The 13,809-nt window shown below is 52.4% G+C and carries 9 protein-coding genes and 2 tRNA genes; 2 read left to right on the top strand and 9 right to left on the bottom strand.

Annotated elements, in window-relative coordinates:
• Positions 1-143: 143 nt before the first annotated feature.
• Positions 144-3,797: an exodeoxyribonuclease V subunit beta gene (gene recB / locus BBP27_RS02200; RefSeq protein ID WP_188212141.1), complete on the top strand. Its 3,654-nt coding sequence runs from the start codon at positions 144-146 to the stop codon at positions 3,795-3,797.
• A gap of 58 nt (positions 3,798-3,855) precedes the next feature.
• Here recB and BBP27_RS02195 read toward each other — a convergent pair whose 3' ends face one another.
• From BBP27_RS02195 to BBP27_RS02185, 3 genes are all read right to left on the bottom strand, one after another.
• Positions 3,856-4,587 (bottom strand): phosphoadenylyl-sulfate reductase, encoded by a 732-nt coding sequence (locus tag BBP27_RS02195; RefSeq protein WP_188212142.1) that lies wholly within the window; start codon positions 4,585-4,587, stop codon positions 3,856-3,858.
• Positions 4,588-4,702: 115 nt separating this feature from the next.
• Entirely contained in the window at positions 4,703-5,761 is a 1,059-nt protein-coding gene (gene dinB / locus BBP27_RS02190) for a DNA polymerase IV (protein ID WP_188212143.1), read from the bottom strand.
• A 77-nt stretch (positions 5,762-5,838) separates the two neighbouring features.
• Positions 5,839-6,882 (bottom strand): sulfate ABC transporter substrate-binding protein, encoded by a 1,044-nt coding sequence (locus BBP27_RS02185; protein WP_188212210.1) that lies wholly within the window; start codon positions 6,880-6,882, stop codon positions 5,839-5,841.
• A 252-nt stretch (positions 6,883-7,134) separates the two neighbouring features.
• Between BBP27_RS02185 and BBP27_RS02180 the strand changes: the two genes are divergently transcribed.
• A complete protein-coding gene (locus BBP27_RS02180) occupies positions 7,135-7,968 on the top strand; it encodes a DUF4198 domain-containing protein (RefSeq protein ID WP_188212144.1) in 834 nt (277 codons plus the stop codon).
• A gap of 42 nt (positions 7,969-8,010) precedes the next feature.
• Here the strand turns inward: BBP27_RS02180 and BBP27_RS02175 are convergent, their stop codons facing one another.
• The 6 genes from BBP27_RS02175 to BBP27_RS02150 form a co-directional block, all read right to left on the bottom strand.
• A complete protein-coding gene (locus tag BBP27_RS02175; RefSeq protein ID WP_188212145.1) occupies positions 8,011-8,862 on the bottom strand; it encodes a DUF5672 family protein in 852 nt (283 codons plus the stop codon).
• 37 nt (positions 8,863-8,899) lie between these two features.
• The gene (gene mutS / locus BBP27_RS02170) at positions 8,900-11,494 is read right to left on the bottom strand and encodes a DNA mismatch repair protein MutS (protein ID WP_188212146.1); all 2,595 of its coding nucleotides are present in this window, start codon (positions 11,492-11,494) and stop codon (positions 8,900-8,902) included.
• Positions 11,495-11,582: 88 nt separating this feature from the next.
• A complete protein-coding gene (gene panC / locus BBP27_RS02165) occupies positions 11,583-12,419 on the bottom strand; it encodes a pantoate--beta-alanine ligase (protein ID WP_188212147.1) in 837 nt (278 codons plus the stop codon).
• A 119-nt stretch (positions 12,420-12,538) separates the two neighbouring features.
• Positions 12,539-13,330: a 3-methyl-2-oxobutanoate hydroxymethyltransferase gene (gene panB, locus BBP27_RS02160; RefSeq protein ID WP_004521070.1), complete on the bottom strand. Its 792-nt coding sequence runs from the start codon at positions 13,328-13,330 to the stop codon at positions 12,539-12,541.
• Positions 13,331-13,457: 127 nt separating this feature from the next.
• Positions 13,458-13,533: transfer RNA gene (locus BBP27_RS02155), tRNA-Thr, on the bottom strand.
• A gap of 36 nt (positions 13,534-13,569) precedes the next feature.
• Positions 13,570-13,645: transfer RNA gene (locus tag BBP27_RS02150), tRNA-Thr, on the bottom strand.
• Positions 13,646-13,809 lie beyond the last annotated feature (164 nt).

Genomic DNA, 13,809 nt, shown 5'->3' with positions numbered 1-13,809 from the left:
TGCGCTATTGAAGTCATTTGAATAGCCATTAAGACATGCCGTCTGAAAACAGAAAGTTTTCAGACGGCATTTTTATCATCAATGCAAAACCACACACTATCTCTGTTATGATAATGCCTCGCTAATATTATTCCGTTCCAACCATGTCTTCCGCCCTTCCTTTTGACGCGCTCACCCTTTCCATCGACGGCACCAACCTCATCGAAGCCTCCGCCGGTACAGGTAAAACCTACGGCATTGCCGCGCTCTTTACCCGACTGATTGTTTTAGAAAAAAAAGACATCGAGAAAATTCTGGTCGTTACCTTTACCAAAGCGGCAACGGCAGAACTGAAAACCCGTTTACGCGCGCGTTTGGACGAAGTGTTGCAGGTTTTAAACGAAATCCAAACCTTGGGCGGCGAGCCGGAACATATTTCAGACGGCCTGAACAAATATTACGAAAAAGAGAAAAAATCACCCGATGACTTTCTCAATCGATTGATTCCTTTGGCTTTAGGCGAGCAAGACGGTCAGGAAAGCTGCCATCGCCTGATTCTCCGCCTCAAAGCCGCGCTGAGCCAGTTTGATAACGCCTCGATTTACACCATCCACGGCTTCTGTCAGCGCGTCTTGCGCGATTACGCGTTTTTGTGCGGCGCACCTTTGGATGTCGAGCTGTCGGACGACTCACGCGAGAGGCTGCTGATTCCAGCGCAGGACTTTTGGCGGCAGAAAGTGGCAACCGATACCACATTGGCACAATTGGTTTTTGACCGAAAATGCACGCCCGAAGAAATGCTTGCCGAAATCAAAAGCTATACCGGCCGCCCCTATCTGAAATTCAGACGGCCTGAAGGCGATTTGCAAGAAGCTCAAGCCAAGCTTCAAGAAACATGGCAAAAAATTTGCGTCCACTTGGAAGACTTGGAAAAAGCGTTTTGGGCAATTTTTCCCAAACTGAACGGCCAAACCTACAAACGAAAAACCTTTGAAAATGTTTTTACCGATTTAAAAACAAACGCCGAATCCAACCGTCTGCCCCGCCTGAGCAAACAAACGCTGGAAAAATTAAGCCTCTTCAGTATCGACACGCTCAACAGCAAACTGAAAAAAGAATATAAAGCCGATGCCGATGCGGCGGAAATTATTCAGCTGCAAGCCTTGGCTAATCTCAATCGTGATTTGCAGGCAATGAAAAGCGCGGAAGAAGCAGTCTTCATCTGCCTGCAACTCGACCTACTTTCCTACATCAACCAATCCATTGCCGAACAAAAAAAATCACGCTGCGAGCGTGTGTTTGATGATTTGCTGCTGGATGTCCATCAGGCATTGACCACCAATGAACACGGCAACGCATTGGCAAAAGCGGCGGCAAACTGGGAAATCGCGCTGATTGACGAATTCCAAGATACCGACCCGTTGCAATACGAAATTTTCCGCCAAATTTTTATCGAGCAAGGCTGCCCGCTGTTTCTCGTCGGCGACCCCAAGCAGGCGATTTACAGCTTTCGCGGTGCGGACATTTACGCCTATCTGCAAGCCGCGCAAGATGCGGACAGGCATTACACCCTCGCCGTCAACTACCGCAGCCATGCCAAGCTGATTAACGGCATCAGTGCCTTGTTCAAACAAAAAAAACATCCATTTGTATTGGAAAACATCGATTACAGCGAGGTCTCTGCCAGCCGCGCCGAAAGCCGGCTGTCTCCACACCGCCCCGCCATTCAAGTGCGCTGGCTCAATACGGACGACCAAACCGGCAAAGAGATTTTGCGCGGCCGAGCCGCCGAATACTGTGCCGATGAAATTGCCTTTGCGCTCAATGAAGCAGCCGAAGGCCGTCTGAATTTCAAAGGCCGCGCGTTGGAATCCGGCGACATTGCCGTCTTGGTGCGTACCAACAACGAAGCGGCGATGATTGCCGGAAAACTGAAACAGCGCCGTATCCAAAGCGTGTTGCTGTCGCGCCAGTCCGTTTTCGATTCTGCCGAGGCAGACTCGCTGTCCGCGCTGATCGGCTTTTGGCTCAACCCAAGGCAAACCGACTGGCTGCGCTTTGTCTTGACCGGCATTTTGTTCGGCTATACCGCCAAAGAGATTTACGAGCTCAACCATAACGAACATCAGCTGCTCAAATGGCTGGAGTCGTCTGCCGAAGCCATGGAAAAATGGCGGAAAGGCGGCATTTTTGCCGCCGTGCAGCAGTTTGCCGCCCGACATGACATCGAAACGCGCCTGCTCAAAGGCGGCAACGAACGCAGCCTGACCAATTACTACCAAATTTTGGAGCTTTTGGCCGAAGAAGACAGCCAAAGCCGAAACCCCGCCGCCCTGCATAAATGGTTAAACGAGCAAATCAGCCGCGCTCGCAGCGGCCATTTCCCGTCAGACGCGCAAACCATCCGTCTTGAAAGCGACGAAAAACTGGTCAAAATCGTTACCATGCACGCGTCGAAAGGTTTGCAATATCCTTTGGTTTACTGCCCCTTCGCATGGGATACCAAAGACAATTCCAAAGAAAACTGGAAAATCCTGCATACGGACAACCACGAAACCGAGCTGTTGGCCAAATCGCAAACCTCGGAAGCAGAACTAAGCCACCTTGCTGACGAAAAGACGGCAGAAGATTTGCGTCTGCTCTATGTCGCCCTTACCCGCGCCGAAGAACAGCTCAACATCTACGCCGCCGCCAATAAAAACTGTACGCCGAACAATCCTTTTGCCTATCTACTCGAAAGTTTGCCAGAGGCCGGCCGAGAAAGCGTCAGCCAAAGCTATCAAAGCACGACAGACGTTGTAGAAATGCTCAAAACCAACTGGCAACGCTTTATCAAAAACGCGCCTGAAAATACGGAGTTTGTCTTCACGGAAGAAGCCCCGCCGGAAACCGTCTACCAATACAGCCGCCAGCAAGACCAAGCCTTGAGCGCACAGAGCATTAAACGCCGCGATTTTGACTTTATCCGCCACACCAGCTTTACCGGTTTGAGCAGGCACACCAAGTCAAGCGACGAACAACACGAGCCTTTGCAACCTGCCATCGATCCGGCAGAAAGCGCAGACCGTGCCATGCCGTCTGAAAACCTGCCGTCCCCGCTTTCAGACGGCCTCGATATCCACCATTTCCCCCGCGGCACCAATGCCGGCGTATGTTTGCATGAGATGTTGGAAAAACTCGACTTCGCCGCCTCTGCCGAGAGCCAATCCGAAATGATTGCCGAAGTTCTGCAACGCCACAGCTTTGAAGACAAATGGCTGCCGACGGTGAGCGCCATGCTCGATACCTGCCGCCTGACGCCTTTAATCAATGAGAGCCTGTCGCAGATTCCGCCGACCCGACGCCTGCCCGAAATGGGGTTCACCCTGTACATGGACGATTTCAAATTGGACGACTTGCGCCGTTGGTTTGCCTCAAGCGAAGCAAACCTGCCGCCCGAATGCGTCCAAGCCGCGCAACTGCTTGATTTTCATGATTTGCAAGGCTATTTAAACGGCTTCATCGATATGGTTTGCCAAGATTCAGACGGCAATGTCGTTTTAATCGACTACAAATCCAACCATTTAGGCAACGATGCAAGCGCGTATACGCAACAGGCGATGAACGAAGCAGTGGCGCATCATCACTACTACCTGCAAGCCCTGATCTACGCCGTTGCCATCGCACGCTACTATGCCCTGCGCGGCAAGCCGTTGCCTAAAATCGCCATCCGCTACCTCTTCCTGCGCGGCATGGACGGCTCGGAACGAGGCATTTGGAAATGGGACATCGATACCGCCCTGCTTTCCACTTTTGTTGAGCGAAAAGCAAATACTTGATTAATCAATTGTTAAACCGTCAAAAAGGCCGTCTGAAACGTTTTCAGACGGCCTTTGATTATTTGTGCAAACCGCATTCCTTACTGTCTTTGCTTTCCCACCACCATCGTCCGGCGCGGATATTTTCGCCCAGCTTGACCGGACGCGTGCAGGGTTCGCACCCGATACTGGGATAGCCTTGATGATACAGCGCATTGAGCGGAACTTGGTGCTCGTGCGCATATGCCCAAACGTCCTGCTCTTCCCAATCGAAAATAGGATTGAATTTGGCGATGTTGCGGCCTGTATCCTGCTCTTCAAAATTCAATTCGCTGCGCGTTTCGGACTGGCTGCGGCGTTGTCCGGTCAGCCATGCGGGGGCGTTGTGCAAAGCGCGGTTGAGCGGTTCGATTTTGCGGATATGGCAGCAACGGCGGCGCAACTCGACGCTGTCGTACATGGCGGTCGTGCCGAATTCCGCTTCAAATTCATCGGCGGTTTGCCGGTTGGGATAAAACACTTCCAATTCGGTTTGATAACGCGCATTGGTTTCGGCAATCAGCGCGACGGTTTCGGGATTGAGTTTGCCCGTATTGAGCGTAATGATGCGGATGGGCAGTTTCAGACGGCAAACGGCATCGGTAATGACCATATCTTCAACCGCAAGGCTGGATGCGAACACGGCTTGCGGATAGCGCGCGGCAATGTCTTGCAAACGGCGCTCCAAAGCAGCCGCCAACTCAGGCAGGCGGCGGCGTTCGGCATCATTGGTTTCGGGGATTTTCCAAAATTGAGGACGGAATAAAGACATGGCTGGTTGTTCCTAATAATTTTCAGACGGCCTGTTGAAACAGCTGCCGATATAGTTATGGAACGATATTGTCCTGCGCCCTATCTTCAAACGGAAAGAATGCTTTTCTATTTCTTTATAACCAAAGCGTCTGCTGCTGGTTTTTCGGCAGCAAATGGCTCACGCCGATGCCGATCAGGCGGAAGGCGTCTTCGCGTTGCGGCGGTATGCGTTGCAGCAAAGTATGCGCCGCCTGAAGCAGCGAGGCGCTGTCGGGCAGGACGGAAGAATACGTCAGCGAACGCGTGATAATGCGGAAATCGTGGGTTTTAAGCTTGAGGGTAACGCCTTTGGCTTCGACGTTTTTTCGCTCAATCTGCCGCCAAAGGTCTTCGGCAAGGTGCGGCAAATGGCTTGAAGCCTGCTCTAAAGACAAATCTTCGGGCAAAGTGATTTCGGTTGAGATTTGCAGGCGTTCGCGTTCGGCTTTGACAGGCCGCTCGTCGATACCGCGTGCCAAATCGTAAAGGCGGTAGCCGTAGCAGCCGAAATGGTTTAAAAGTTCACCGCGCTCAAAACGGCGCAAATCGCCGGCAGTCTGCATACCGAGGGCGTTCATTTTTTTCAGCGTAACTTTGCCGACACCGGGAATCTTACCCAACGGCAAGCTCTCCAAAAACGCCATGATTTTGGGCGGCGGCAGCACAAACTGTCCGTTTGGCTTGCGCCAGTCGGACGCGATTTTTGCCAAAAACTTATTGGGCGCGATACCTGCGGAAGCAGTCAAACCGGTTTCTTCAAAAATTTCGGCACGAATGCGTTTGGCTACCTCGCTGGCGTACGGGATATTTTTAAAATTTCGGGTAACATCCAAATAGGCTTCGTCCAAAGACAAAGGCTCGATCAAATCGGTATAACGCCGAAACACGGCATGAATCTGCGCCGACACTTGGCGGTACAAATCAAAATGCGGCGGCACAAACACCGCCTGCGGACACAGCCTTTTTGCCGTCGCTACCGACATGGCCGAGTGCAAACCGAATTTGCGCGCTTCGTAAGACGCGGCACAAATGACCGAGCGAGTGCCGTCCCATGCCACAACGACGGGCAGCCCTTTTAAGTGCGGCTTCTCGCGCAGTTCTACCGAAGCGTAGAATGCGTCCATATCGATATGGATGATTTTGCGTTGGGACATGGGAAAAGGTGGATAAGAAAAAGACTTATTGTAACAAAAGGCCGTCTGAAATTTCAGACGGCCTCCATGTTCACACCTTATTTTTTACCGGAAAGCTGATCAAACAATCCGCCGTCGGCAAAGAATTTTTTCATGATGTCCGACCAAGCGCCGAACTTCTCATTCGGATTGAAGGTTTCAATATCGGGGAAATCGGCTTTGTGTTTGGCCAACACTTCGGCATTGCGCGGACGCAGATAAAGATTGGCGGCCAACTCTTGAGCCGGTTCGCTCCAGAGGTTTTTCAAGTAAGCTTCGGCAGCGGCGCGCGTACCTTTTTTATCGACCACGCTGTCCACGACGGCAACCGGTGCTTCCGAAATAATGGTGTAGCTCGGATAGACGATTTCAAATTGGTCTTGGGTCAGCTTTTTGCTGACGTAGTTGGCCTCGTTTTCAAAGGTAACCAAGACATCGCCAATATTGCGTTGGCTGAATGTCGTCGTTGCCGCGCGGCCGCCGTTTTCAAATACAGGCGTATTTTTCAGCAATGCGGCCACAAAATCTTGGGTTTTGCCTTCATCGCCGTTGTTGACTTTCATGCCGTAACCGTACGCGCCCAAAAATGCGTAGCGGCCGTTACCTGTGGTTTTCGGGTTGGCCAAAACGATTTGCACGCCGTCTTTGGCCAAATCGCCCCAGTCTTGAATGTGTTTCGGATTGCCTTTGCGCACCAAGAAAACGACGTTGCTGGTATAAGGCACGGCATTGTCCGGCAGGCGCGTGTTCCAATCGTCTTTAATCAGGCCTTTTTTCACCAAAAGCTCGATATCGGAAGTCTGGTTCATGGTGACCACATCGGCGGCCAAACCGTTGGCCACGGCCAAAGCCTGCTTGCTGGAGCCGCCGTGCGACTGTTGGATTTCAACCGTTGCACCGCCGTTTTTAGCAGCATATTCTTTGACAAACAAAGGATTGTATTCTTTATAAAAATCTCGTGCGACATCATAAGAGACGTTCAACAGCTTCACATTACCGGCCTTGCCTGCGGAAGCGGCATTGTCGGCAGACTGTTCGTTTTTGGGAGAGCAGGCACTCAACGCCAGCGCGGCGGTCAATGCGGCAAAAGAAAGGGTACGGATATTCATGGTCGGCTCCTATTAAAAGTATGGCGATACTTTATCGGGTTCGGAGGCAAACGGGAAATAATGTTTGCTTTTGGGTTTATCAGTTTTGGTTATATAAACCGAGGCCGTCTGAAATCAAAAAATAATTATTTATAACTATAAAATCTAAACCATATTATTTACAAAGTTAATAAAAAAGAGTACCGTTCGTATTCGCCGAATCATTAGGCGTTTTGTTCAATAATCGAAAAATGGAGTGTAGAAACGATGAAACAGTGGATGCTTTTAGGATTGCTGGGATTGGGCGCAGCGGCACAGGCGCACGATGTTTGGGTGGCCGCACCGGCACATCAGCCTGCCGGCAAAATCCTGCATGCGGATTTGGGTTACAGCCACGACTTCCCCAATGTCGAAAAAATCGCCGACGACCGCGTGCATATTTTCAAACCGCTGCAATTGACCGACAGCTCAAAGAAAACCGTTGATTTGGTAAATAAGGGCGAAAACTATCAATACGTTTCCAAAGCCGCCCTGCCCGCAGGCTCCTACTGGGTCAGCGCAACCTACCAACCGACTTTCTGGTCGAAAAACCAAGACGGCTGGAAACAGCAAACCTTGAAACAGCTGGCCGGTGCCACCTATTGCGAACAATCGCAAATGTTCGGCAAGAGTTTTGTCCAAGTGGGCAACGGCGCAGTCGATGAAGCGGTATTGACCCGCCCTATCGGCCAAGAGCTGGAACTGGTTCCGCTGAACAATCCGAACGCAGTCAAAGCCGGCGGTATTTTGCCGGTCAAAGTCCTGTACAAAGGCGAGCCTTTGGTTAAAGCCACCGTTACCGCCAGCTCCGACACTTTGGCCGAAATGGACTTGGAATCAACCCATGACCACCGCGAACCTCAAGGCTTCTCCGGCAAAACCGATAAAAACGGCGTGGTCAATGTGATTACGCTGATTGACGGTTTGTGGAAAATCAAAGTCGTGAATGAGACCGATTACGGCGATAAAAGCGTATGTCAGAAAGACAATACTTACGCAACGCTGATTGTGCCTGTCGGTACCAAACGCGCAGCCGCACGCCATGCCCACCATCATCATTAACAGCCATTAAAAAAGGCCGTCTGAACTTTCAGACGGCCTTTTTTATTCTAATTCATAACCCAAATTTCTAAAAAAACGGGATAATGTTTCCAACTCATCACCATTTAATTGGGCAAAACGGACACGGTTGCAGCCGGTCAAGACTACATTGCCCATCCAGTGCGCCCCAAAGACGCGCTCTAAAGGGACATTCCTCATTCGATTGATAAACGGTACTTCTGAAGAAAATTGTGTCGCAATATTCGGAGGCGCAAATTTCAGACCCAAGTCCTGCAATCTATAACGGTGTTGCGCCGTCAAAAACATATCCTCGTGGTGCAGCCGCACCAGCCATTCCATACCGGCAATTTTTCCGTCTTTCGGCGGCAAAGGTGGCCGGATTTCTACATTTAAGCCCAGTTGCCGCGGCATGGTTAAAAGCCGCTTGCTGCGCAGGCTGAAACCGCCGTTCTGCGGCTCGTCCAAATTCGGGGAAGTCTGAATCAGATGCTGTTTGGCCAAATATTGGTCGGTCCCCTTCAGGAAAAACTGCCCGTCGGCTTCGGTTTCCAACAAAATCGGCAAAGGTGCGCCGATGTAGTCATATTCCCGATAGGCATCCTGCCAGTTTTGACCGTTCAACACCCATCCGTCATTTTGAACAATCAGACAATAATCGGTTTCGATGTAATACATCAGTTGGTACAAAACAAACAGATTGTATTCCAGATAACCGAATGGCCGGCAAGGCTGATGCAGGATATTTTCCGGCAAACCTTGCGGACGGCTTGGGCTGATTAGCAATCCGCGGCTTCCAGGCAATTCGGCGCAGCTGCGGGCAACGGCGTACATCGTGCCCTCGGTATAAGAATCTGCGCCGGTAATACCCACCACGGTAATGTCAGCAAAACTCATTATATGTTTCCCCTGTTTCAGACGGCCTTTGCGTTGTTTACGACACCTTGTTGCAGATTTCTTTCAAACGGTACAAGGCATCCAAGGCTTCGCGCGGCGTGAGGTTGTCGGGCTGGATTTGCGCCAACGCTTCGGCCAACTCATCGGTCTGGGCATGGCAAACCGGTTCAATGTCCGGCTCTTCCTCATCCGCCCTATTTTCAGACGGCATGGCGCTGAAAATATCCAACTGCGGACGGTTGGCGGCGGCTTGGGCTTCAAGTTCGTCCAGATGTTTTTGGGCGGCTTTGAGGGCGCGGTTGGGCAGGCCGGCGAGTTTGGCGACGGCTATACCGTAGCTTTTGCTGGCAGGACCTGGCTCGATGTGGTGGAGGAAGACGATGTCTTGTCCTTGTTCGAGCGCGGAGAGATGCATATTGACCGCCGTCGCGTGGGCTTCGGGCAGGCGGGTCAGCTCGAAATAGTGGGTGGCGAAGAGGCTGAAGGATTTGTTTTTTTGCAGCAGGTGTTCGGCGATGGCGTGTGCTAGGGCGAGGCCGTCGAAGGTGGAGGTGCCGCGTCCGACTTCGTCCATGAGGACGAGGGATTGGTCGGTGGCGTGGTGGAGGATGTAGGCGGTTTCGCTCATTTCGACCATGAAGGTAGAGCGGTTGGAAGCTAGGTCGTCCGATGCACCGATACGGGTGAAGATTTGGTCGATGGGGCCGATTTGAGCTGAATCGGCAGGCACGAAGCTGCCGGTGTGCGCCATGAGGACGATGTGGGCGACTTGGCGCATGTAGGTGGATTTGCCGCCCATGTTGGGGCCGGTCAGGAGCATGAGGCGGTGTTTGTGGTCGAGGCGGGTGTGGTTGGCGGTGAAGTGGCGCACTTGTTGCTCGACGACGGGATGGCGGCCGTTTTCGATATGGATGACGGGGTAGTCGGCGAACTCGGGGCAGACGAAGCCGCGTTCGGCGGCGGTAGCGGCAAAGGTGGAAAGTACGTCCAGCGCAGCGACGGCTTTGGCGGCTTTTTGAAGCTGGGGCAGGGTCGTCTGAATGTCTTTGAGAAGGGCTTCAAACAGGCGTTTTTCCAATGCCAATGCCTGATCTTGCGCGGTCAGGACTTTGTCTTCGAAGGTTTTGAGTTCGGGGGTAATGAAGCGTTCGGCGTTTTTCAGGGTCTGGCGGCGTTGGTAATCGGCAGGGGCTTGTTCGGCTTGGACTTTGGATAGCTCGATGTAGAAGCCGTGGACGCGGTTGAACTCGACTTTGAGGGTGGAGAGGCCGGTGCGTTCGCGTTCGCGCGCTTCGAGGTCGAGCAGGAATTCGTCGCCGTGGTTTTGGATGTGGCGCAACTCGTCGAGTTCTGCGGAATAGCCTTGGTTGATGACGCCGCCGTCTTTGAGCCAGACGGCGGGTTCGGGCATCACGGCGGCTTTGAGGGTTTCGGCGACGGGCAGGGTTTCGGGGAAAACGGATTTGAGGGTTTCCAACAGGCTGCTGCCCTCGGCGGACAGTTCGATTTCATTCAGGGCAAACAGGCTGTCGCGCAGGGCAGCGAGGTCGCGCGGGCGGGCGTTGCCGACAGCGATGCGGGCGGCGATGCGTTCGATGTCCGCGATGTTTTTCAGACGGCCTTGCAGGATTTCGTATTGCGAACCCAACGCGGCAACGGCTTCTTGGCGGGCGCGGATGTGGGCGCGGCTGCGTAAGGGGTGGTGCAGCCAGAGTGCCAAGAGGCGGCTGCCCATGTGGGTGGCGCAGCCGTCGAGTATGGAAAACAGGGTCGGCGATTTTTTGCCGGAGAGGGTTTGCGTGATTTCGAGATTGCGGCGCGTGGCGGCGTCCATGCCGATATATTGGCTGTCGGTTTCGAGCGAAATGCCGTCCAAGTGTTGCGGCATCAGGTTTTGCGTCAGGCGGATGTAGTTCAACAGCGCGCCCACCGCACCGACGGCGGCTTCGTGTTCTTTGCCGTCCAAACCGAAGCCGTGCAGGTCTTGGCAGCCAAAGTATTCGGTCAACAATTTCGCGCCCGCGTCGGCGGCAAACTGCCACGAGTTCAGGCGCGTGATGTTGGCAGAGGTCGTCTGAAAACCATTAGGCAGGCTTTTGCCTTCGGGCAACAGGATTTCCGCCGCCTGCAAACGTGCCAGCTCGTCGGCGAGTTTGTCCGCCGTCGTCAGTTTGGTTTTGAATTCGCCGCTTTGCAAAGATGCCCACGCGATGGCGATGTGTTTTTTATCCGCGTTCACCGCCGCGATGCGGTTGGTTTCCTTGTCTTCCAAAAACGCCGCGTCGGTCAGCGTGCCGGGCGTAACGATGCGTACGACTTTACGCTCCACCGGTCCTTTGCCCGCGCCAACTTCGCCCACTTGCTCACACACTGCCACGCTTTTTCCCATCTTCACCAGCCGCGCCAGATACTGCTCCGCCGCGTGAAACGGCACGCCCGCCATCTTAATCGGCACGCCGTCCATCTGCCCGCGCGTGGTCAGGGTGATGTCCAACAGCTTCGCCGCTTCCACCGCGTCATCCAAAAACAGCTCGTAAAAATCACCCATGCGGTAAAACACCAGCTTGTCGGCGTGTTGCGATTTGATGTCGAGATACTGCTGCATCATCGGGGAAACAGTGGGTTTGGACATGGAAAAACCTTAGAAACGCAAAAGCCTTATTGTAACAAAAGGCCGTCTGAAAAACAGGTTTCAGACGGCCTTTAACAGCAGCTTGGTTTTAAGCCAAAGCCACTTCCAAATTATCAATCAGGCGCGTGGTACCCAAACGGGCGGCGGCAAGCACCACCAATTCTTTATCGCCGACATGGGCCACTGCCAAGCTGTGTGCATGGCGGATTTCAACGTAATCAACCACCCAGCCGACGTCGGTCAAACGGCGGATACATTCGGCCTCGAGCTGGGCGTAATCCAGATTGCCGTTTTTCAAGGCGGCGGCAATGTTTTGCAATTCTTGATAGAGGCGGGGTGCTTCTGCGCGCTCTGCTTCGCTCAAATATTGGTTGCGGCTGGAAAGTGCCAGGCCGTCTGAAGCGCGGCCGGTATCGACCGGGACGATTTCGATATTGAAATTCAAGTCTTCGACAAAGCCTTTGATAATTGCCAGCTGCTGATAGTCTTTTTTTCCGAAACAGGCGGTATCGGGTTGAACAATGTTGAACAACTTGGTCACAACGGTCGCAACGCCGCGGAAATGGCCCGGACGGAATTTGCCGCACAACTCGTTTTGCAGGTGCGGAGGCTCGACATTGAAACGCTGTTCCACATTCGGATACAGCTCTTTTTCATCAGGCGCAAACACGACGGCAACGCCCTCGCCTGCCAATTTATCGGCATCTTGCTGCAAAGTGCGCGGATATTTGTCGAAATCCTCACCTTGTCCGAATTGCAGGCGGTTGACAAAAATACTGACTACAACGTTATCGGCACGTTTTTTCGCTTCGCGCACCAGTGCAAGATGGCCTTCGTGCAGATTGCCCATGGTCGGCACAAATGCCACTTTTCCGGCAGTTTTGCGCCACTCGCGCAATTCTTTAATCGTATGAATGATTTGCATGGTTTGAAAAATCCTTTATCTTTTCCGCCGTTTCATCAACGGAAATCACGCGCCGATTATACGCTTTTATTCATTAAAAAGGCCGTCTGAAATAAGTTTCAGACGGCCTGGAGTTTATTTTATCCGGCAAACGTATGTTCGACAGATGGGAACGTTTTTGCTTTGACTTCGTCCACATAGGCTTTGACCGCAGCTTGAACGCTGTCTTTGCCCTGCATAAAGTTCTTCACGAATTTGGCGGTTTTACCGGGGAAAATGCCAAGCATATCGTGCATCACCAAAACCTGACCGTCGCAATCCACGCCTGCGCCAATACCGATGGTCGGGCAAGAAACGGTCTCGGTCACTTTTTTCGCCAATTCCGCAGGAACGCACTCCATCAATACAATTGCCGCACCTGCCGCATCATGCGCTTTGGCATCGTTGAGCAACGCTTCCGCCTTATCGCCGCGGCCTTGAACTTTATAGCCACCGAATGCAAACACGGATTGCGGGGTCAGGCCGATGTGGGCGCAAACAGGGATACCGCGCATTTGCAGAAATTCAGTGGTCTCCGCCATCCAGACGCCGCCTTCGAGTTTGACCATATGCGCGCCGGCCGCCATCAATTCGGCCGCCGCCGCAAATGCCTGCTCTTTGCTCTGCTGATACGCACCAAACGGCAAGTCGCTGACAATCATGGCATTTTGAGTGCCGCGAGCCACGCATTCAGTGTGGTAGCACATATCCTGCAAGCTCACCGGCAAAGTGGACTGACGACCTTGCACCGCCATGCCCAAAGAATCGCCGACCAGCAATACATCTACGCCGGCATTGTCCATCAGCGCGGCAAAGCTGGATTCATAAGCGGTCAGCATGGCGATTTTCTCGCCCTCTGCTTTCATTTTTTGCAAAGTGTTTACGGTAATCATGGTGTTGTGTGTTCTGCCCGACGGGCAGCCCTTTGTTATAAATGGAAACGCGGTATTATAAGGTCTGCTTTTAAAATATCAAAGCATAAGCAAAAAGCCCGACTGCTTTCACAATCGGGCTTTTAATTGGTGCCGGCACCAAGAGTCGAACTCGGGACCCCCTGATTACAAGTCAGGTGCTCTACCAACTGAGCTATACCGGCTTACTGAAATGCCTTGCGGCACAATCAGTCTTTAACTGGTGCCGGCACCAAGAGTCGAACTCGGGACCCCCTGATTACAAGTCAGGTGCTCTACCAACTGAGCTATACCGGCAAGGAAGTCGGCATTATGCCGATAAGTTCCCATCTTGGCAAGTATTTTAAAACAAAGTTACTCACGAAATTATAAAAACCAATGATTTTAAAGAAAATTAAATATATGCTTTATCTTCCAATCCAACATACTCAAAGGCCGTCTGAAAACCGCCGCAGCGCAAA

It is taken from the genome of Neisseria sp. RH3002v2g, assembly GCF_014596425.2.
In the GTDB taxonomy this organism is placed as follows: Bacteria; Pseudomonadota; Gammaproteobacteria; order Burkholderiales; family Neisseriaceae; genus Neisseria.
This window is presented reverse-complemented; position numbering and strand designations above follow the sequence as displayed.